This window comes from Neorhizobium tunisiense (assembly GCF_039631515.1).
Lineage (GTDB): Bacteria > Pseudomonadota > Alphaproteobacteria > Rhizobiales > Rhizobiaceae > Neorhizobium.
In genome coordinates this window covers 131,309-151,661 of the sequence record NZ_JBDIUU010000010.1, presented here as the reverse complement: position 1 = coordinate 151,661, position 20,353 = coordinate 131,309, and the positions used below count along the sequence as shown (strand labels likewise).

General features: G+C 62.4%; 21 protein-coding genes and 1 pseudogene. 4 read left to right on the top strand and 18 right to left on the bottom strand.

Going from position 1 to position 20,353, the window contains the following annotated elements; all coding sequences use genetic code 11:
* Window positions 1-8: 8 nt before the first annotated feature.
* Window positions 9-923 (bottom strand): metal ABC transporter substrate-binding protein, encoded by a 915-nt coding sequence (locus ABCW43_RS25440; RefSeq protein WP_345929651.1) that lies wholly within the window; start codon window positions 921-923, stop codon window positions 9-11.
* 167 nt (window positions 924-1,090) lie between these two features.
* Here ABCW43_RS25440 and ABCW43_RS25435 point away from each other — a divergent pair.
* Window positions 1,091-1,204 (top strand): annotated as a pseudogene (locus ABCW43_RS25435) (VOC family protein); the annotation flags it as partial.
* Here the strand turns inward: ABCW43_RS25435 and ABCW43_RS25430 are convergent.
* From ABCW43_RS25430 to pdxR, 13 genes are all read right to left on the bottom strand, one after another.
* Entirely contained in the window at window positions 1,202-1,384 is a 183-nt protein-coding gene (locus ABCW43_RS25430; protein WP_210008035.1) for a hypothetical protein, read from the bottom strand. The pseudogene ABCW43_RS25435 and the gene ABCW43_RS25430 overlap by 3 nt on opposite strands.
* A 164-nt stretch (window positions 1,385-1,548) precedes the next feature.
* A complete protein-coding gene (locus tag ABCW43_RS25425; protein WP_345929648.1) occupies window positions 1,549-2,430 on the bottom strand; it encodes a creatininase family protein in 882 nt (293 codons plus the stop codon).
* Between the two features lie 61 nt (window positions 2,431-2,491).
* On the bottom strand, window positions 2,492-2,872 hold the full coding sequence (locus ABCW43_RS25420; RefSeq protein ID WP_345929646.1) for a cupin domain-containing protein: 381 nt from the start codon (window positions 2,870-2,872) through the stop codon (window positions 2,492-2,494).
* 58 nt (window positions 2,873-2,930) lie between these two features.
* A complete protein-coding gene (locus ABCW43_RS25415) occupies window positions 2,931-4,226 on the bottom strand; it encodes an NAD(P)/FAD-dependent oxidoreductase (RefSeq protein ID WP_345929644.1) in 1,296 nt (431 codons plus the stop codon).
* A 62-nt stretch (window positions 4,227-4,288) separates the two neighbouring features.
* On the bottom strand, window positions 4,289-5,005 hold the full coding sequence (locus ABCW43_RS25410) for a GntR family transcriptional regulator (RefSeq protein WP_345929642.1): 717 nt from the start codon (window positions 5,003-5,005) through the stop codon (window positions 4,289-4,291).
* Between the two features lie 131 nt (window positions 5,006-5,136).
* Entirely contained in the window at window positions 5,137-6,630 is a 1,494-nt protein-coding gene (locus ABCW43_RS25405; protein WP_345929640.1) for an amino acid ABC transporter permease/ATP-binding protein, read from the bottom strand.
* A 4-nt stretch (window positions 6,631-6,634) separates the two neighbouring features.
* Window positions 6,635-7,732 (bottom strand): NAD(P)H-dependent amine dehydrogenase family protein, encoded by a 1,098-nt coding sequence (locus ABCW43_RS25400; RefSeq protein ID WP_345929638.1) that lies wholly within the window; start codon window positions 7,730-7,732, stop codon window positions 6,635-6,637.
* Between the two features lie 26 nt (window positions 7,733-7,758).
* Window positions 7,759-8,466: an amino acid ABC transporter permease gene (locus ABCW43_RS25395; RefSeq protein ID WP_345929877.1), complete on the bottom strand. Its 708-nt coding sequence runs from the start codon at window positions 8,464-8,466 to the stop codon at window positions 7,759-7,761.
* Window positions 8,467-8,483: 17 nt separating this feature from the next.
* The gene (locus tag ABCW43_RS25390; protein WP_345929636.1) at window positions 8,484-9,317 is read right to left on the bottom strand and encodes an ABC transporter substrate-binding protein; all 834 of its coding nucleotides are present in this window, start codon (window positions 9,315-9,317) and stop codon (window positions 8,484-8,486) included.
* A 115-nt stretch (window positions 9,318-9,432) separates the two neighbouring features.
* The gene (locus ABCW43_RS25385) at window positions 9,433-10,359 is read right to left on the bottom strand and encodes a dihydrodipicolinate synthase family protein (RefSeq protein WP_345929634.1); all 927 of its coding nucleotides are present in this window, start codon (window positions 10,357-10,359) and stop codon (window positions 9,433-9,435) included.
* Window positions 10,360-10,361: 2 nt separating this feature from the next.
* Window positions 10,362-11,732: a dihydroorotase gene (locus ABCW43_RS25380; protein ID WP_345929875.1), complete on the bottom strand. Its 1,371-nt coding sequence runs from the start codon at window positions 11,730-11,732 to the stop codon at window positions 10,362-10,364.
* A 4-nt stretch (window positions 11,733-11,736) separates the two neighbouring features.
* Window positions 11,737-12,396 (bottom strand): aspartate/glutamate racemase family protein, encoded by a 660-nt coding sequence (locus tag ABCW43_RS25375; protein WP_345929632.1) that lies wholly within the window; start codon window positions 12,394-12,396, stop codon window positions 11,737-11,739.
* A gap of 277 nt (window positions 12,397-12,673) precedes the next feature.
* Window positions 12,674-14,173: a MocR-like pyridoxine biosynthesis transcription factor PdxR gene (gene pdxR / locus ABCW43_RS25370; RefSeq protein WP_345929630.1), complete on the bottom strand. Its 1,500-nt coding sequence runs from the start codon at window positions 14,171-14,173 to the stop codon at window positions 12,674-12,676.
* Window positions 14,174-14,306: 133 nt separating this feature from the next.
* On the opposite strand from pdxR, the gene ABCW43_RS25365 reads away from it, so the two are divergent.
* From ABCW43_RS25365 to ABCW43_RS25355, 3 genes are all read left to right on the top strand, one after another.
* Window positions 14,307-14,927 (top strand): cysteine peptidase family C39 domain-containing protein, encoded by a 621-nt coding sequence (locus ABCW43_RS25365; RefSeq protein ID WP_345929628.1) that lies wholly within the window; start codon window positions 14,307-14,309, stop codon window positions 14,925-14,927.
* A gap of 29 nt (window positions 14,928-14,956) precedes the next feature.
* Complete coding sequence (locus tag ABCW43_RS25360; RefSeq protein WP_345929626.1) at window positions 14,957-16,024, top strand: D-alanine--D-alanine ligase family protein; 1,068 nt, start codon at window positions 14,957-14,959, stop codon at window positions 16,022-16,024.
* 231 nt (window positions 16,025-16,255) lie between these two features.
* Window positions 16,256-16,906, top strand: a complete 651-nt coding sequence (locus ABCW43_RS25355) for a GGDEF domain-containing protein (protein ID WP_345929624.1) — start codon at window positions 16,256-16,258, stop codon at window positions 16,904-16,906.
* On the opposite strand, the gene rfbD is transcribed toward ABCW43_RS25355, so the two are convergent.
* Genes rfbD through rfbA form a run of 4 tightly spaced genes read right to left on the bottom strand, consistent with a single transcriptional unit; the run spans window position 16,901 to window position 20,325 of the window.
* A complete protein-coding gene (rfbD, locus tag ABCW43_RS25350) occupies window positions 16,901-17,806 on the bottom strand; it encodes a dTDP-4-dehydrorhamnose reductase (RefSeq protein WP_345929622.1) in 906 nt (301 codons plus the stop codon). The genes ABCW43_RS25355 and rfbD overlap by 6 nt on opposite strands.
* On the bottom strand, window positions 17,803-18,888 hold the full coding sequence (gene rfbB / locus ABCW43_RS25345) for a dTDP-glucose 4,6-dehydratase (RefSeq protein WP_345929620.1): 1,086 nt from the start codon (window positions 18,886-18,888) through the stop codon (window positions 17,803-17,805). Before rfbB ends, rfbD begins: the two co-directional genes overlap by 4 nt.
* On the bottom strand, window positions 18,888-19,451 hold the full coding sequence (gene rfbC, locus ABCW43_RS25340; RefSeq protein ID WP_345929618.1) for a dTDP-4-dehydrorhamnose 3,5-epimerase: 564 nt from the start codon (window positions 19,449-19,451) through the stop codon (window positions 18,888-18,890). Before rfbC ends, rfbB begins: the two co-directional genes overlap by 1 nt.
* Entirely contained in the window at window positions 19,444-20,325 is an 882-nt protein-coding gene (gene rfbA / locus ABCW43_RS25335) for a glucose-1-phosphate thymidylyltransferase RfbA (protein WP_345929616.1), read from the bottom strand. The genes rfbC and rfbA overlap by 8 nt, the downstream gene beginning before the upstream one ends.
* Between the last annotated feature and the right edge of the window lie 28 nt (window positions 20,326-20,353).

Sequence of the window (20,353 nt, the reverse complement as noted above, 5' to 3'; positions counted from 1 at the left end):
GCCAGGGATCAGAGCGAGGAGGCCAGGCCCTTGGCGATGGTATCCGAGGTTACTTTCAGCAGATCGAGATATGTCGGAACCGGACCATCGGCCTCGCTCAGCGAGTCCACATAAAGAACGCCGCCGTATTTGGCGCCGGTCTCCCGCGCCACCTGTTCGGCTGGCTTCGACGAGATCGTGCTCTCCGAGAAAACGACCCCGATCCGGTTCTTGCGAACGGCGTCGATCACCTTGCGGACCTGCTGCGGCGTGCCCTGCTGGTCGGCATTGATCGGCCACAGATAAAGTTCCTTCAAACCGAAATCGCGGGCGAGATAGGAGAAGGCGCCTTCGCTCGACACAAGCCACCGCTTGCCTTCCGGCACCGCGGCGAGTTCGGCCTTGATAGGATCGATGGTCGCCTTGATCTTCTCCTTGTAAGCTTCCGCATTGGCCTTGTAAGTCGCGGCGTTCTTCGGATCGTACTTTACGAAGGCGTCGCGGATGTTATCGACATAGATCAGCGCCGCGGTGGGAGACATCCAGGCATGCGGGTTGGGCTTGCCCTGATACGGGCCTTCGACAATGCCCATCGGCTCGACGCCTGTCGAGACCACCACGCCCGGCACGTCCTCCAGGTTCTGAAAGAACTTCTCGAACCAGAGCTCGAGATTGAGCCCGTTCCAAAAGACGAGTTCGGTGCCCTGCGCCCGTTGGATGTCGCCAGGCGTCGGCTGGTAGTTGTGGATTTCCGCACCGGGCTTGGTAATCGATTCGACGACCGCGGCGTCACCGGCGACGTTTTTCGCGATGTCGGCGATCACCGTGAACGTCGTCACCGCCTTGAACTTCTCCTGAGCCGATGCCGGCATGACTGCCAGAACGGCGGCGAACGTCGCCCCCATCATTCCGGTCAGGACCAGCCGTCGTACCTTGTCGAGCATGCACGTCTCCTCTTGCGAATAGGACTTAGTTGCAGTCAGTGATCGAAATGGTCTCGTCGCAGTTCGGGATCGTCTGCGGCACGATGGCCTCTCGTTATATTCATATTCTGCAATTGCGAATGAATTGCAACAAGGATTCGCAGCGGGGGGACAAAATGATTGCAGCCGCCGAGCCGATGCGCGGCTCCGCTCACATGCTCATCATGGACGATCGCGCCACCACCGACAGATTATTCGCGACGCTCGCAGAAGGCGGCGAGATCACGACGCATCTCGCGCTATGAGGCGGCGGCGAGGACGATCGCGATAGCGAGAAGCAAGGGACCCATCCACTTGAAGTGACGGACTACCGGCAGCCGATTTTCCAGATTTTTTGATGACTGCAGATAGCCAAAGCCCACGGACGTCATCCACAGGCCGGCGCAAAACATGATGAATTCGTCGATATAAGCTGCGATCATGACGCTCCTGCTTTCGAGCCGTTGCCACAAATCCTTCTGCCGCAGGCTCGATAACCGGCGCGGTCCTCAACATCGACGCTGGCTTCAATGCCTGAGCCTGTACCTGCTCCCAAATGGCAGCCTCTGGAGAGACCATCATTGGGCCGCAGCGCGGCCGAAGCCGCTCATTTTCGACCTGGAATTTCGCTCGCCAACCTCGGCGAAGCGGGATCGCGAGCGATTCCAAGCCGCAATGGTGTACGTGCGAATGCTTCCAGATAGGCCGCCAGCCCCTTAACCGTAGCTTCGAGGATCAAGATGCCGTTTTCAACGGTAGCCTCTGCGGGATCTCCGAAATAGCCACAGTCGTCAGCCTGGAAGATCGGCGGCCAGCCTGCCCCGAACGCCGTTATGGGATCGTCCGTGTGGCCTGGCGCGATCCAGGGCTGCACCAGGCGCGCCGGAAGCCCCTCGATCGCCAGCCGGACGCGTTCCCTCGCTTCCGGAAAGGTCAATGCCATCGTCAGCGCCACCTCCTGTTCGCAGGCATGGCCGGTTCGGGGCAATCCACCTTTCAGGAGAGGCAGCCAATCCTTTTCGGCCGGCGCGAAATAATCGACCATGCCGACCGCATATCCGTCGGTCACCATCTGGGCGCAGAGCGAGCGCAATGGCGCCGAGTTGCCTCCGTGACCGTTGACGAAGACGACGCGCGGAAAACCTGTGTCAAGAATTGACCGCACTGTGTCGGCGAGCACGGCCAGATAGGTTTCCAGCCTCAGGCTGAGAGTGCCGGGATGACTGAGATGATGGGGCGAAAAGCCGACGGGCACGGCCGGAGCCACGACGATCTCCACCCCGACCACGCGGCTTGCCGCCAGTTCTGCAACCGCGGACGCCAGGAACGTATCGGTCTCCACGGGAAGGAAGTCGCCGTGCTGCTCGATCGCGCCGGTCGGCACGACGACCAATGCACCTGCATCCCGCTTGGCCGCGAGTTCCGCCCGCGTCAGCTCGGCCCATATGAGTGAAGACGGCGCAAAATGCCGAGGTGCAATGCCGGTCATGGTGGTTTCCCTCATGCGTGGTGCGACGGACGGTGGCCACTCGACCCCGCCCGCGCTGGAGCTACATGTCGCCCGCCTCTTTTGACGGATTGGCGCAGACGGCAATCACGAGGCCGGCTTCGCCGATGATGTGGCGGTAGCGGTAGTTCACAGGCAGGTACATCGCATCACCCGGTTTGAAGATGTGCTCCTCGCCGGTTTCCTCGACGATCTGCTTCGACCAGCCATGCAGGCAATAGAGGATCACTTCATGCACCCCGTCGCCTTCGACTATCGTGTCGAAGTGCGGCATGTAGGTGGTGATATGAAAGGAGATCGACGAGCCATGCAGCTTCTTGGTGACCAGCCGGTGGCTGAACTCCTGGCCCGGGTGCACCCAGGTCAGCGCGACCTCTTCCTGGCGCGACCATTTGATCTTGCCGCCGACCGTTTCTCCGCTCATGTCATCACTCCTTGATTTGCAGAAGTTGGAAATTGGGGTTTGCAGATGTGTGGCGGCCCTATCGGAACCGCGCTTCGAAAGCGTCTCGCGCCTCCCAGATTGGAAGGATGAGGTGTGGTCCAAGTCCGGATATGCGACTGAAGGGGATCGGGCGCGGCGGTGTCAGCGGCAATGTCAGATCCGCGTCAGCGACCTGTCCGGCAAGCCAGGGGCCGATCTCACGTCCCAGAGCCGTGGTTAACGCCACGCCACGGCCGTTGCAGCCGATCACCGCGTCCAGGCCAGGCTTGAGGCGCATCATTCGCGGCAGGAAATCCAGCGTCCCGGCGATGATCCCGGTCCACGAATAGTCCACCCTGATCTCCGGCAGATCGGGGACTATGCTGCGCAATCGGTTTGCGAAGAGCCTGCGGGCCAACGCCATGCGTCCGGGCAGCGGCGGCACCATTCCTCCCGTGACCAGCCGTCCGTCCGGAGACCAGCGCAATGCGAATGTGTGACGACGCGTATCTGCGACCGGCGCCATATCCGGCAACAGGGTCGCGCGAAGAGCCCGGGGCAGCGGCTGGGTGGCGATCTGGAAAACACGGGCTGGTATGATCGACGCGCGCAATTCCGGCAGCAGGTTGCCGATGAGGGCGTTAGTGGCCATGAGCACGCGGCGGGCGCGGACTTCACCGCCTGCAGTCATTACGCGCCAACCCTGCCCATCTGGCTCGATGCCCTTTGCCGGACTCTCACCGAACATTCGCACGCCTGCCGATATGGCCGCGCGCGCAAGCCCGTGCGCATAGGCCAGCGGCGTGATTTGTCCGCCGGACGCCACCCGAATTCCACCATGTAAAGAAGGCAGCCCCGTACGCTTCAGCATGGCATTGCGATCCAGCCACTCGGCATCCACGCCGGCTGCCAGCAGCGGCGGAATGCGGGCATGCAGCGTCTCTTCCGCTGCGCGGCAATGTGCAGGCTGTAACCAACCGTTCTGGACTGGGTCGCATTCGATGCCGTGACGCGCAATAAGGTCGAACACCGCCCTGCCGGACCCGGCAACGAGTTTCAGCAGACGCTCCGCATGATCGGCGCCAAGTGCCGCAACGACCTCGGAAGGCCCCAGCGATGTCTTGAGGCTCGGCACCACAAAGCCGGTGTTGCGACCGGACGCGCCGAAGCCGGGCTGATGGCTTTCAAGCACGACGACATCGAGACCGGCCTCGGCTGCATGCAGGGCGGATGAAAGGCCAAGGTAACCTGCGCCCACCACCACGACATCGGCGGTGATCGCTCCCGTCAACTTTGCGCATTTGGGTGCGGATGGCGTGATCGCCTCCCACAATGACCCGACTTCCATCATCATTCCTGTCTATGCGGGACCTTAGTGCCCGCGCTTTCCTGGGTTCTGCACCGGATGTTCCGGCGCTAGAGGTTGATCAAGTCGTATCCCCGCCCCGTCGCCAGCGCCTGGAATAGACCCTGGCGGGTCTGCTCGTTGTGACGGATCATGATTTCCCGCGCCGCCGCCTTGTCACGGCGGGCCAGGGTTTCCACGATCTGGTGGTGGGAGACGTTGGTTTCGTTGTTCACATCCCGCAACTGCGCGCCGAGATAGAAGAAGCGTTCCAGCGCATCGATCTGGTGAGTGAGGAGCTGGACGAGCCGGCCATTGCCGGTCGCTTCCGCAATTGCCAGATGGAACTCCCGGTTGGACCTTATGAACGGAGCCAGGCTGAGCTCCTCGCCCTGATTGTAGGTCGCATCGGCAAGGGAATTCAGGCGATCTATCTGCTCCGGCGTCAGCTTCGTACAGGCGAGTTCGGCCGCTCCCGCTTCCAGGATGGTTCGCACGTCGAACAGTTCGTCCATGTCCGCAAAAGTGATCGGCGTGACCTGATAACCACGGCGCGGAAAGGACCTGACCAGTCCCTCCTGCCGCAAGGCTGCCAATGCCTCGCGGGCCGGCGTCTTGGATATGTCGAAGCGTTCCGCGACTTCGGCCTCGTTCAATTCCTGACCCGGCCGGATGACGCATGTCAGAATCTGGGTTCGCAGCGCATCGTAGACCTGTTCGGTCAGCGAGGCCGGCTTTGCCTGCTGCACCACGCGCCGCCTCTTCCTGATCGCGGTTACCTCACCCATGCATTCTCCTAGATGTAATTCGGCTTTTCGGTCTGCAATCCAGCGATTGCCCGAGCAGATATGCACGTCCAAAGCACAACGGGTAGACAGAGTTCCTTACCGGCAAGCAATTCCACATGGCTTATCCCTCACTATTCGCGAGACAGAAAGGCGCGGAAGTAATCCGGCGCTTCATCGCCGAAAGCCTGCTCGCACGGCAGATCCATCAAAAGCCGCCCGCGCTCCATATAGACGATGCGGTCGGCGATTCGTCGGGCAAAGCCGATCTCGTGGGTGACGATCACCATCGTCAAACCCTGCCTCGCCAAGTCGGCCATCACAGCCAGCACGCCTCCGGTCGATTCCGGGTCCAGCGCGGACGTGGGTTCATCGAAAAGCAGGGCATCCGGCTTCATCGACAATGCCCGGGCAATGGCGACGCGCTGGCGCTGCCCGCCGGACAGTTCCACGGGATAGGATTGCGCCTTGTCACCAAGACCGACCTTGTCGAGCAGCTCGTCCGCAGCAGCCAGCGCTTCCGCCTTGGCAATACCGAGAAGCCTGCGTGGGCCGAGGGCTACGTTCTGCTGCGCCGTCATGGTCGGAAACAGGGCGAAGCTCTGGAACACCATGCCGAGGCGCCGGCGACGCCTGTCGAGCATACGCTCCGGTCGCGGGATATGGTGCGCCGCGTCGGCCCATGGCAGGCTTTCGCCATTCAGCAGCACGTCGCCGCTGTCCGCTGGCTCGATCCAGTTCAGCGCGCGCAGCAACGTGCTCTTGCCCGACCCCGACGGTCCGAGAATGACCACGACTTCGCCCTTGCCGACGGAAAGCGAGACATCGTCCAGCCCTTTGACCGGTCCGAAGCTGCGGCTGAGATTGCGGGCCTCAAGCACCGGATGGAGGCGGGAAGGCGCATCTGGTCCCAGGTCCGCTCGTACCACGCTGCGCTCGACGATCGGCGGCGGTGCGGATACCTGGCTGGAGGTCTTCAGCGCGACCGCCTTTTCTATCCGGTGCTGGATCAGCGTCCAGATCGTCAGGATGACGAGATACCAGAGCGCGACGGCCAGGTAGACTTCCAGCGAACGGGTGGTCGCTTGGGCGAGTTGCTGGGAGACACGCAGAAGCTCGGCGAAGGAGATGGCCGCGAGCAGCGACGTGGCCTTGATCATGTAGCTGAAATTATTGCCGAGCGGCGGTACGATCGCCCGGATCGCCTGCGGGAACACCACCTTGAGGAAGATCTGCCAGGGATGAAGTCCCAGCGCCAGGCCTGCCTCGCGCTGGTCGCGCGAGACGGACATCAGGCCGCCGCGCACGATATCGGCCATGCGGGCACCCTCGTTCAGGCCGAGCGACAGCAGTCCGGTCGCGATCAGGCTCAACGGAACGCCCATCTGTGGCAGTGCAGAATAGAAGAACAGGATCTGCGCCAAAAGCGGCGTGCCCTTGAATACCCAGATGAAGCCTAGCGCCGGCCAGCGCATCACCTTGGGCGCCGCCAGCATGCCCGCCAGAACGAAGCCAAGGAACGTTCCGATCGTCTGGGCGACGACGGCAACCCAGATCGTTACCCAGGCTGCCTTCAGCAGCAGAGGCGACGGTAGGATATCCAGGAATATGCCAGCGTCGAAGCCCACGAAATCAGACCCTTCTCGTCACCGGCAGGTAACCGGGCTTGGCCTGGCGCGAAGGATCGACCGTGTAGCGCGCAACACTGCGTACGGTGCCGCCCGTCGGAAGGTCCAACGGAGACACGAGACCGGGCTCGGCATCGGCCAGCGGCACGATCGTGTTGGCCATGATGTTGGCTGCGCCGAACAGCGACTGCATGGCGGGCTTGATCGACATTTTGACAGGCATGGCACCGTCGATCTCGATCCGGTCCTCCTCGACGAGGTTGAACTTTTCCGGCTGATAATACATTGCAAGCGAAGTGCTCAGCACTTCCCTGCCCTGATGCAGCGCCTTGGCACGCTGGGTGATGCCGATGACGCGGCCGGGCGGCAGGACGCCCAGCGTCGGGTCCCCGCTGTCGACTTCGAAATCGGCCGTTTCCAGATCCCATGCCTCGGTAATCTCGTCGATCTCGAGGTTGAGGGCATCCGCGATCCGCGTCAGCGATTCCGGCGCGCCCATGTGCCCCTCGACGCGACCATCGGCGACGCGGCGGTTGAATTCCTCCGGCGTCAGGCCGTAGCCCACGTGCTCGATATCCCCCGGCCCCGTGCCGGTGACGTCGATGCAGCGATGGATGGTCAGGCGTGTCACCGCGCTGGTGCCGCGCGCCAGCACAAGCGGAAGCACGTCGTAGGAAAAGCCTGGATTGATGCCAGTGCCGGTGATCGAAACACCGTTGGCGCGCGCCGCGCTGTCCAGCGCCTCCGCGAACTCGCCATAGCGAAGGCCGGGATAGAACATGGATTCGGCAGCCGACACCACATTGAGGCCGGCATTCAGGGCGGCAAGCAACTGATCCTTGATAAGGTGGGGCTTGGATTCAGTCATATGCACGAGCACATCCGGCTTTTTCGGATGGCCGGCAAGCGCCGTTGCGAGGTCGCCGGCGATCCTGACGCCGCCAAAACGCTTGTAGCCCGTCACGTCGGCAAGCGTCTGGCCGATCTTGGCGGCATCGGTATCGACGGCCGCAACTATCTCGACGGACGGATAGTCCGCTTCGAGTACCCGCAGCAGCCGCCCGCCCATGGCGCCGACACCGAATAGAACAACGGTCTTCATTTCAGTTTCTCCGGAATGCGAGTGTCTCAAACCTTGGTCGCCGGGATCGCGACGTTGGTCATGTTTCGTTTGACGCTGCCGGCTGCGGCGTAGCGCTCGAGCTGGCGCTGCACGATGATCCAGGCGGAATACATCAGCAGGTACCAGAAGGCGGCAACGGCATAGAGCTCGATGACAGCGTAGGTTTCGTTGATCGCCGTTCGCGTGACGCGTAGAAGCTCGCTGAAGGAAATCACCGAAAGAAGCGAGGTGGTGCGCATCATGGAAGAAAATTCATTGCCGAACGGCGGCAGGATCAGCCGCACCGATTGCGGCAGGATCACGTGGATCATCGCGCCCAGCCAGCTCATGCCCATGGCGCGCGCCGCCTGCATCTGGTCGGGTGGTACGCTCTGCATGGCAGCGCGAATGATTTCGGACATGTAGGCGCCCGAGTAGCAACCCAGGCCGATAAGCCCAGCCTCCAGCACCCCGAGCCGGATGCCGAGCTGGGGCAGGCCGAAATAGAGCAGGAAGAGCTGTACCAGCGGCGGCGTGCCGCGCCACAGCCATACCCAGGTCCCGGAGAATATCCGCAAGGCTCTGTGTCGCGACAGGGCGCAGAGGGCCAGGATGAGCCCTATGACGGTTCCGATCGCCTGCGCTGCGATCGCGACCAGTAGGGTGACGCCAGCCACGGTGGCAAACCGTGGCTGGGTCAGGTAATGCAGGAATGTCTCTACCGAGAACTGCACAGTCAACCTATGTCAGATCATTGCGGGTTGAGCACGAAGGCATCGACCGGAGCGACACCCCATTTGTCGACGATCTTTTTGTAGGTACCGTCCGCTCGCATCGCTTCCAGTGCCTTGACGATCATCGTCGCCAGCTCGGTATTGTCCTTCAGCGTGGTGATCGCAAGGCGGTTGGCCGCGTTGCCGGTGAAGGCCATCTCGAAGGGCGCCTTGCTCGTGGAGATGTAGTAGGCCGCCTGCGGGTCGTTCAGGTATGCCGCATCGACCTGCTTGGTCGCGGCTGCCTGGATGGCTTCCGAATTGGAGTCGAACGCGCGGATGTCGATCGCCTTCTTTCCGGCGGCGACAAGGCGATCGCTCTGGGCTTGGAGGTTCTTGTTGGTTGTGCCGCCGGCGGCGACCGAAACGACCTTGCCGGCCAGACCGTCGAAGCAGGCATTGTAGCTCGCCGGCATACCGATCTTGCCTTCGCACGAAATGCCGCCCGGATTGCCCTTCGGCACCATCAGGCCCTCGCCCCACTGGACGTATGCGATCATGTTCATGATCTTCAGACGATCCGGATTGATGAAGATCGCCGTGCAGAGGCTGTCGAACCGCTTGGCCTGCAGGCCGGGGACGAGGCCCGGAAATGCAAGGTTGGTCCATTCGACCTGCTGGCCGAGGCGTTTGCCGATCTCGCCGCACATGTCCACGTTGAGGCCATCATTCTGGCCATCGGGACGGATAAACTGGTTCGGCGCCGCGGCAAAGTCGGCGGCGAAGGAAATCTTGCCCTTGTTGATGGTCGGCTCCGCCAGCGCGGAGGTGGCCATCATGGCAAGGAAAGCGAAGCTCAGTGTTTTCTTCATTGTGTCATTCCCCTTTTTTGGTTGGTCTGCACTTCCTGGTATTTTCGCATTCCGGTTTAGAAAATTGGTCCCTGGAGGTTCCGCAGCGCTTTGCGTCCGGTAGATCCGTGATCCGTCAGCCCAGCTCCACGAGACGTTTTTCCTGGCGGCGAAGCAGCCGCTCCACTTCTGCCTGCGCCAGTGCATCCAGTTGAGCGCCCGGCTGGCGTTGCGCGGCCGAGGCAATGGCGCCGCGCTTGGCGAGCACGTATTTGCGGACGGCAAGCCCGACGCCGGGCTGCTGTTCGTACCGGACGAGCGGCAGATAGGCATCGAAGAGGTCCTGGGCGCGATCCATCTCGCCGCGGCCTGCCAGATCGGTGACCCGCACCAGCATTTCCGGGAAACCGAAGCCGGTCATGGCGCCATCGGCGCCGCGCGCGACCTCTTCAGGCAGGAAGACGCCGCCATTGCCGCAAAGCACCGAGATACGCCGACGACCCTTCTTCTCCGCGTCGCGAAGCTTCGAGATTTTCGACAGGCCTGGCCAGTCCTCATGCTTGAGCATGACGATCTGCGGCAGGTCGTCGATCAGGCGCCCGAGAAGCTCGTCGCTGATCTGCACCGTCGTCGCCAGCGGAAAGTCCTGAAGTACGACCGGCACGTCCTCGCCGAGGAAGGCGCAGGCCTGGCGATAGTAGTTCAGGATCTGCGCGTCCGTACGCAAGCTCATCGGCGGCGCGATCATCACGCCGGCAGCACCCTGTGCCATCGCCTCGTGGCTGACCTCGGCGAGCGCCGCGAGACCGGGCGACGAGACGCCGACCACGACCGGCTTGCCCTGCGCGCGCGAAATGACACGCTGGATCACCTGACGGGACTCGGCACCCGTCAGCTTGGGCGCTTCGCCCATCATGCCGAGAACAGTCAGGCCATCGGCCCCGGCGGAGAGGTAGAAATCCGTCACCCGATCGAGGCTGTCGAGGTCAAGGGATCCATCATCCTTGAACGGCGTGACCGAGATCACGAAGACGCCACGCGCCTTTTCCGTGAGAAGTGCCATTGTCAGTCCTTCCCGGGCCCAAACCAGCCGGCTGTGGAGCGCGGCACAAAACGACCGGCTCCGGGGCTGTTGAGAATGTCTTCCCCGTCCCAGACGAGTTGTCCGCGCAACCAGGTTGCGGCGACGCTGACGGTAAACCTCTCCCCGTGGAAGGGGCTCCAGTTCAGGCCGTCATGGGAGGCCGCCTCGTCCCAGACAAAGGAACCCTGTTCGAGCGCGATCAGGTCGGCATCGCAGCCCACGGTGATCGCGCCCTTTCGGTCATCGATCCCGAAGAAGCGGGCCGGTCTCCTGGCTAGATACTCCGCGGTCAGACGAGCGGCATCGAGGCCGCGCGCCTCGGCGGCGGTGAAGAAGGCGGGAACCAGCGTCTCCAGGCCCGGAACGCCGGCGCCGGCATCGAAAATCGAGTCCGTCAGCTTGTTGTCGATCGGCCAGCTGGAATGGTCGGAGGAAACGAAGGCAACGAGGTCATCGGAAATCGCCCGCCACAACCCATCAATCGCGGCTGAGCGGATGGGCGGGTTCACTTTCATCCGCGCACCAAGCCGGTCACCGTCGCGCGCGGCATCCAGCCAGAGATAATGGATGCAGAGCTCTCCGGTCGCAGCAGCACCCAGTCCGGCCACCGCTCCGGTCAACCGGAAACCTGCTTCCGTCGTCAGGTGGACGGGATGGACATGCGCGCCGCTTGAAAGGCCAAGGGCAAGGAACTGACCGGTCGCTGCCAATTCGGCCGCTTCCGGCCGCGCTCGCGCGTGCGCGACAATCCCGTTTTGACCCGCCGCCTTCGCTGTCGCGATGCGGGCCATGACAATCTCCTGATCCTCATTGTGCAGCCCGAGCGGAATGGACGTCGGAGCCAGAGCTTCCATAAGATCGAGCGCGAGATCCTCGCCGATCCGCGGGAACCGCACCGGATTGCTTTCAAACGACGAGATCTTGAACGCGACAACACCACCTTCGATCAGTGCCGCCAGATTGGCAGTGCCCGTCTCGCGGGTCGCCGTCCCATAAAGCGCCATATCCGCGTGCGAATGAGCGGCAATCGCGGCGATCTTGGCGACAAGACGATCCGGCCGGTCGAGCGGCTCCGGGTTGTCGTAAGGCATGTCGACCAACGTGGTAACGCCGCCCGCGATTGCCGACCGCGTGGTATCCGCGATCCCGGCCAAGCCCTTGTAGCTTGTCGCATGGGTTTGCCCGTCTACAGCGCCCGGAAGGATCAGTGCGTTGCCGCGATCGTCCAGCCTCGCGGCCGCCGGAGCGTCGCCGGTTCCGACGGCGGCTATCCGACCGCCGGAAATTGCGACCCAGCCGTTTTCGAGGATGCCATCCGGCACGACCACCCGGCCTTTGACGACGAGTTCCATCGGATCAACCCTTCGCAAAATAGTTAAGGTCGAGCGCGTTGATCGCGGCAGCAACTGCTGCCTGTACGGGATCGACGACAGGCACGCCCAGTTCCTGCTGCAAGAGAGGACGATGACCGCCCATGCCGGCGCATCCAAGGATCACCACGCCAGCGCCGTCTGTCTCCGCCATGACTTTGGCGGTCAGCGCGACCGATGGACCGGCAAGGTTTAGATCGTTCGCTTCGGCCACCGACATGTTGACCGACCGATCGGCTGCGAGACGCGCGGTCAGGCCGAGCCGTTCGATATGGGACGCATGACGTGCGACCGACGACGTTCCGAGCGAGACAACGCCAAACCGTGGCGCGAGCTGAAGGGCAGCATAGTAGGCAGCCTCCGCAATGCCAATCACCGGCCGGTTTATCGCCGCCCGCGAAGCCACAACTCCCGGGTCGGAAAAGCACGCAACCACAAACGCATCCGCATCACTGGAAACGATCGCCTCGACGACCATCGGCGCGACGAACAACACATCCTCATCCGTTTCGATGCCGATCGGGGCCTTGGGAAGACGATCACAAACGATCGTGTGAGCCGTCACCGCACGTAGCGGTGCAATACTCGCCGAAATCGCCTCGGTCACTTTTACGGAACTGTTCGGATTGAGAACAAGAATTTTCATCGGAGCCTATCCCAGCAGGTGCTCCCAAACGTTCAATATCCCACGTAATATGTCAACTGATATTTTTATAGCGATATTGGGCGGGAGATGCATATCTTACAGCTATTTAGGTGGTATCTGCCTGAGCACGGCCTGAATATATAAGGCGTACAGGCGAAGGCCCCGCGCCTGCGCGGGGACCTATCAAGGCAACCTTTCAGAGAAGACCTGGTCCTTCTATTTGGATCGGCCTCTCACGTTCGCGGAACGCAAAGCCAAATTTCCCCCTGAGTTGATTCTAGCCGCCGACGAATTCCTTGCGTTCGAAAACCTCCGCAAGCAACCGCGTCCCCATATCAGCCTCCTTCTCCGAAAGCCCTGAGAACCCGAGCAGCAGCCGCGACCCATCCGCAGAGACCACGTTCATTCGCGACAGCGGCATCACCACGACGCCCTTCCTCAGCGCCGCAGCAGAAACGGCGGTGTCATCGTCCCAGCTGCCCGTACTCCTGACCGTAAGGTTGATCCCCTGATCCGGCAGCAGCACCGTGACATGTTCGGCCAACCGCTCCCCCAGAAACCCCGCCAGCATGTCGCGTGAGGCCTGAAGCCGCTCCCGCAAGCGCCGCAGATGCGCCGGGAAATACCCCTCCTCCAGAAAATCGGCGATCACCCGCTGCTGGAAGCTCGGCGGGCAGCGGTCGACGGCGGGGCGCACGGCGCGGAAGGCGGGCACGAGATCGGCGGGGATGACGAGATAGCCGATGCGCAGGCTCGGCAGCAGCGCCTTGCTGAAAGTGCCGGTGTAGAGAACGCGGCCCGCCTTATCGAGACCGTGCAGCGAGGCGATCGGGTGGCCCTGATAGCGGAATTCGCTGTCGTAATCATCCTCGATGATCCAGCAGTCGTTCTCTTCGGCATAAGAGAGCAGCCCGAGACGACGTGGGAGCGAGAGGACAGAGCCGACCGGATACTGGTTGGAGGGCGTCACGTAGAAAGCGGCGGGCGGCGGCAGCGTGCCGTCGAGCAGCCGCGCGATATCGATTCCATCTTGGTCGACCGGTAGACCGACGATTTCGATACCGTTCAGCGCCAGGCATTGCCGGGCTGGCGGATAGCACGGATCTTCGACGACGGCCGTATCGCCAGGCGTCATCAGCACGCGGAAGGCAAGGTCGAGCGCCTGCTGCGTGCCCGCCGTGATGAAGATCTGCTCCGGGCTGCAGCGCACGCCGCGCGAGACTGCGAGATGGGCGCTGATCGCGACCCTCAGCGCCTTTTCGCCCTGGATATCGCCATAGCCTTCGAAAGCATAGTTCATATGCCTGACGGCGATGCGGTTCAAAAGCCGCGCCGTGCGCTCGTCATGGGCGATGCGGCCGGTGACAAATGGCAGGGCCTTCTGAGGCTCGAGGCTCGGCCCGCGCGTGAGGATCGCGGTCGCAGCGGCCGATACACCGCGGCGGATCGGCTGTGTGCTGGCAGCACCCAGGGGATCGACGCGTGCCGCACCCTCGGGAAAGGACGAGGCGATATAGGTACCGGAGCCGTGGCGGGCGACGGCAAAACCCTCTGACATCAGGATCTCATACGCCTCGGCAATGACGCCGCGCGAGATCGCCCATTCCGCCGAGGCAAGCCGCGTCGAGGGCAGCCGCTGCCCGCCGGTCAGCCGCCGTTCGGTGATGGCGTTGCGCAGCGAGAGATAGAGCTGGCGCGGCAATGGCGCTGAAGACGACGGATCGATCGTGGGCCGGAAAGAAGCCGATGGCCCTTCGCGTCTTCTCGTCGGTGTCATCAAACTTCCCCATGGTCGGTTCAAGTGGCCCATGCGCCGAGAGCAAAGTGGATCTTCATATCGCCATCAAACTGCATTTAGATTGAGCCACTTTCAAGCGGGAATCCCCATCGCAGTGCCTGACGGAGAAGACATGAACCAAGCAAAGCTCGACGTGCCCTATTTCAGCCAGTGGGAGTCACCCGAGATGACCCTGCCGGTGCTGGCCGAAGGTGCCGCCGCCCTGCACCGCGATGTCAGGTGGAAAAATTCCGGCGCCGAGACGATTGAGGAATATGCCCGCTGGGCGGTGAATATCTGCGGCATGGCCTGCCTGAAGATGATCCTGGCCGCCCGCGGCGAGGCGCATCCGATCCTGTCTCTGGCGCGCGCCTGCACCAGCTATGGCGGCTATGTCGTCAATGAGGCCGATGCCTCGATCAAGGGGCTGATCTATGCCCCCTTCGTGACCTTCGTGCGTGAACGCTTCGGGCTTTCGGCCGATGTGAGGACACAGGTGCAGGCGCAAACCATTCCCGAGATCCTCGCAGACAAGAGCTTCTTCATCGCCTCGGTCAGCAGCGCCATCCGCTGGCCGGAGCGCGAGCCGCCTGGCAAGGGCGGCCATCTGGTGCTTGTGACGGCAGCCGATGAGGAGAGCGTCCGCTTCCACAATCCCTCCGGCCATGACCGCGCCAGCCAGGCCGATGTCACCCTGCCGCTTGCCACGTTCGACCGCTTCTTCGCCAACAGAGGCATCGCCGTCGGCTTCTAAAGCTTTTGTTGTTCTCAAGGAGATTTTTCATGAGCCCTTCCCCATCCAGGCTGCGCATCGCCGTGCTTTTCGGCGGCCGCTCCAGCGAGCATGACGTATCCGTCATGTCGGCGACCAATGTGATGCGCGCGCTCGACCCGGAAAAATATGACGCCCTGCCGGTCTTCGTCACCCGCGAAGGCCTCTGGCTGCAGAGCCGCATGACCGGCGGCGAACTTGAGAAGCCGGAGACCGGCACCGAACTCTGCCTCGTGCCCGGCGGGCGTGGGCGCCTGCTGGCGATCGCACTGGATGGGAAAGCCACCGAGGCCGGCAGGATCGACATCGTCTTCCCGGTGCTGCATGGTCTGCATGGGGAAGACGGCGCCGTTCAGGGCCTCTGCCAGGTGGCGCGCGTGCCGCTTGCCGGCTGCGGCATTCTGGGCTCGGCAACCGCGCTCGACAAGGATATCGCCAAGCAGCTCCTGAAGGCGGCCGGCCTGCCGGTCGCCCGCTCGGTGACGCTCGATCAGGCAGCGCCGCCGGCGCTCGAAACGCTGGAAGGCACGCTCGGCCTGCCGCTCTTCATCAAGCCGGCCCGCCAGGGCTCCTCGGTCGGCGTGCGCAAGGTCTCGGGCAGCCAGGAATTCGCCCCGGCTCTATCAGAGGCTTTCAGCCATGACCGCAAGCTCATCGCCGAGGAATTCATCGCCGGGCGCGAGATCGAATGCAGCGTGCTGGAAGATGTCAAAGGCGGCCTCTTCGTCTCCCGCCCCGGCGAGATCGCACCCGCCGAAAGCCACGGCTTCTACAGCTACAACGCCAAATATATCGATGAGAATGGCGCAACGCTGAAAGTGCCCGCCGAGCTTCCCGCTGATGTCGAAGCCAAGATCCGCGACATGGCCGCCCGCGCCTTCCGCGCCCTTGGCTGCGACGGCATGGCCCGCGTCGATTTCTTCCTGACGGAAGACATGCGCTTCGTCGTCAACGAGGTGAACACCATTCCGGGCTTTACCGATATCAGCATGTATTCCAAAGCGATGGAGGCAAGCGGAATCAGCTATCCGGAAATCATCAGCCGGCTGGTGGAGCACGGATTGGCAAGAGCAACGTGAAGAGTCGAGACAAATGCGAACGTCAAGATGGTGTGTGTTTGAACCATTCCATCCGATCCAGCCACCTGATATTTTAATCGAATCCATCAACGAAAACGACCACTGGAACAGGTCCGCCAACCGATGTTCTTTCAACCTCGTCCCCATCGAGCCACGATCGTCCCTCATCTCAGGATCGCAGCGTTTGGTGCCCTCGCCTGCGCAGCCGGAGCGATCGCGGTCGCTTACATAATGAGCCTGATTTTCCAGGAGCGTCCGCTCTGGGTGGGATTGACGGTCGTCGCCCTGGTATCGGCCGTTGTCGCATTTCCGCTTCTATTGACGATTTGTCTGCGCAACGAAGCGTTTCGTGAGATCCAGAAGCAACTCCGGCATGCACTGAACCATGATCCCGTTACGGGTACTCTAAGCGCCAATGCATTTGCGACCTCGGTCGAGCATGCGATGGACCGCAGGCGCGTGCCCGATGGGGAAAGCCCGGACGGTATCATGCTCGTTCTGAGGGTCGGCAATCTCGATGAAATCGGCCGCCGCTATGGCCCGCAATGGGCAGACACGCTGCTTCAATCGCTTGTCCGGATCGTGCAATCTTCTGTGCGCTATGGCGATCTCGTCGCTCGCCTCGCCTCCGACGAACTCGGAATCTATCTGCCGGGCGCGACGACAGAAAATACCAGAGAGATCTGCGAGCGCATCCGCACGCAGATCGGCGAGACCACTTTTGCAGCCGGGCAGGAACGCCAGATATCCGTGGCGCTGCGGCTCGGCGGGACCAGGGTCGAGGACCAGGTAAACTTCCAGTCGCTGCGCGAGGCCGCTAACCGCGCCGCTCTTGCAGAAGAGGAGGCTGGCCCGCTCCTGTTCCGTGAACTGTTTTCATAACGTGGCGACCGCGTTTACACTCGCGGCGTCCCGGACGATCCGTCCTACGACCTCGTCGAGGGACTGCTGCCAATGCGGCATAGTCCAGCCGAATGTCGAAGCGAATTTGGTGCTGGACAGTTGCGTATTCAACGGGCGGGGTGCCCGCGCAGCAAATTCGGAGGCTTTTATGTCACGGACCTCCGCCCATGCCCCCCCACTGGCGCGGCTTGCGGCGAACGCACGGCGCGCGAAGTCCGCCCATGAGGTCGTGCCGGTTCCCGCGAGATGATAGGTCCCGTATGCCGCACCCTCTCCCATGGCAACGGCGACGCGCAGAATAGCATCGGCAATATCGAGTGCCGCCGATGGGTTGCCCAGCTGGTCCGCAACGACTGCGATTTCCTTGCGTTCACTCGCCAACCGCAGCATGGTCTTTACAAAGTTCGTCCCGAACGGGCTGTAGACCCAGCTCGTCCGCAGGATGAAATGACGGGGCGCCACCGCTGCCACTACGATTTCGCCAGCAAGCTTGGAAGCGCCGTAGACATTGAGCGGCGCCGGCGTGTCCGTCTCATGGTAACCGTCCTGCTTGCTTCCGTCGAAAACGTAGTCGGTCGACAGATGGACGATCGGCACTCCGAGACGGGTCGCCGCCTCGGCGACTGCTCCGGCGCCTGTACCATTGATCCTATAGGCCAGTTCCGCTTCATCCTCGGCCCGATCGACGGCGGTGTAAGCCGCGGCTGAAACGACAAGGTCGGGGCGCGAAGATGCCAGCGCTGGCCAGATGGTCTCTGGCCGGGCCAGATCGAGTTCGGGGCGCCCTAGAGTGAACACCTCGACGTTGGGCAGCCGCCCTGCCCGCTCCATCAGGCTCAGAGCGACCTGTCCCCCTGTGCCGGTTACGGCAATCCTCACGCCGAGCGCCGCGAACATTCGCCGAGACGCATGCCCGGATAACGCAAGTGCCGGATCGGCTCCCACCACCAACGATTGGCCAGATACCAGTCCACGGTCATGTTCATCCCGTCTTCGAACCCCACCTGAGGCCTCCACCCAAGCTCTCGCTCGATCTTTGAGGGATCGATGGCATAGCGGCGATCATGGCCCGGCCGGTCGGGGACGAACGTTATCAGATCCCGGTAGCTTCTGCCCTGCCCGCGCGGTCGCCGGACGTCGAGACGATCGCAGATGCCCTCGACAACGGCAAGATTGCTGCGCTCGGCACGTGCGCCGATATTGTAGCTTTCCCCCGGTCTGCCTTGCCTTATCACCAGTTCCAACGCCCGCGCGTGGTCCTCCACATGCAGCCAGTCCCGCACATTCGCGCCGGTGCCATAGACCGGCAGCGGCTTCTCCTCGAGGGCGTTGAGGATCGTGAGCGGTATCAGTTTCTCGGGAAACTGATACGGACCGAAGTTGTTGGAGCAGTTGGACAGCACGACGGGCAAGCCGTAGGTGTGAGCCCACGCGCGCACGAGATGATCCGAAGCGGCCTTCGAGGCCGCATAGGGTGACGACGGGGCATAGGCCGTATCTTCAGAAAACACGCTCCCATCGAAGGGCAGGTCCCCGAACACCTCATCCGTCGAAACATGATGGAACCGGAAACGCCCGCGCGCTTCCGTCCTAAGCTCGCGCCGATAGGCAAGCGCCGCGTTAAGCAGGCGAACGGTACCGACAATGTTCGTCTCGACGAAGACGTCCGGCCCATCGATCGAGCGATCGACATGACTTTCGGCCGCAAGGTGCATCACCGCGTCGATCTTTTCGTGGCGCATTATCTCAAGCATAGCCTGCTCGTCGCCAATGTCTGTGCGATAGTGCACGTAATTCGGCTGCGTCTCCAACATTTGCAAGGAGCCGAGATTGCCCGCATAGGTCAGCTTATCGACGTTGACGACACGTTCGGCCGCGCCTGCCACCAGATGGCGGCAGACCGCGGAACCGATGAAGCCTGCACCGCCGGTGACAAGAATGCGCCCGCCCGCGGTCCCCATTACACAGTCCCTTCGAAAACCGCTGCATTCGCCAAAAGCGGTGCATTCTCGTCCTTCGCAGACATTCGCACGCGACCGAGATCGACAGGCCAATCTATGGCGATTTCGGGATCATCGAAGCGGATAGCCCGGTCATGGTCAGGCGAGTAGAAATCGCTCACCTTGTACAGGACCTCGGTATCCGGCTCCAGCGTGACGAAGCCATGCGCGAAGCCCGCCGGCACCAGAATCTGGTTGCCGGTCACGGCGGAGAGTTCGATCCCCAGCCATCTCGCGAACGTGGCCGAGCCCCGGCGCACATCGACCACGACGTCGAACGCGCGCCCACGGACAACCCTGACGAGCTTTGCCTGGGCCCGCGGCGGCAGCTGATAGTGCAGTCCGCGCAAGGTACCCGCATGGGCAGAGTAGGAATGATTGTCCTGTACGAACGTCGTCTCTATGCCGTTCGCAGCCAATATCCCTGCGTTATAGGTTTCGACGAAGAAACCACGTCCATCGTCGAACCTGCGGGGCGTCAGTTCGAGGACATCCTCGAAACCAAGACGGCGGATCTCAAGCATCCGCGAGTTCCCTGATGCGCCGCCGGAGATAGGCGGCGTAGTCGGTTTTTCCCATCGTGTCGGCGCGGGCCAGAACCTCGTCCGCCGACAGATATCCGAGTTCATAGGCGATTTCTTCCGGGCACATGATCTTCACGCCCTGCCGGCACTCGATCGTGCGCACGAACGATGCAGCGTCGTGCAGGCTCTCATGCGTGCCCGTATCGAGCCATGCGTAACCACGCCCAAGACGGCGGACATGAAGGTCGCCGCGGTCGAGATAGGCTCGGTTGACGTCGGTGATCTCCAATTCGCCCCGCCCGGACGGCAGGACCGAGGCCGCGATGTCAAGCACGTCGTTGTCGTAGAAGTAGAGGCCGGTGACCGCCCAGTTCGACCGCGGTGCCACCGGTTTTTCCTCGATCGACTCCGCCCTGCCGGTGACGGCATTGAAGCTGGCCACGCCGTAGCGGCTCGGTTCGTCCACGTGGTAGGCAAAGATCGTTGCCCCGGTTTTTTGGGCGGCGGCATCACGGCAGATCTCGGCCAGGCCCGCCCCGTAGAAGATGTTGTCGCCCAGGATGAGCGCGACCGGGCTGTCTCCGACAAATTCGCGACCGATGACGAAGGCTTCCGCCAATCCGTTCGGCTGCGGCTGCTCGGCGTAGGTGATCGAAAGGCCGAGCGCACTCCCGTCACCGAGCAAACCCTCGAACAGCGGCTTGTCCCGCGGCAGCGTGATCACCAGGATATCGCGGATGCCGGCCAGCATGAGGGTGCCGAGCGGATAGTAGATCATCGGCTTGTCGTGAACGGGAAGTAGCTGTTTCGAAACCGAAATCGTCACGGGATAGAGGCGCGTGCCACTGCCGCCCGCCAGAATGATGCCCTTCATGCGGTGTCTCCGGTTGCTGCTGCCAGGC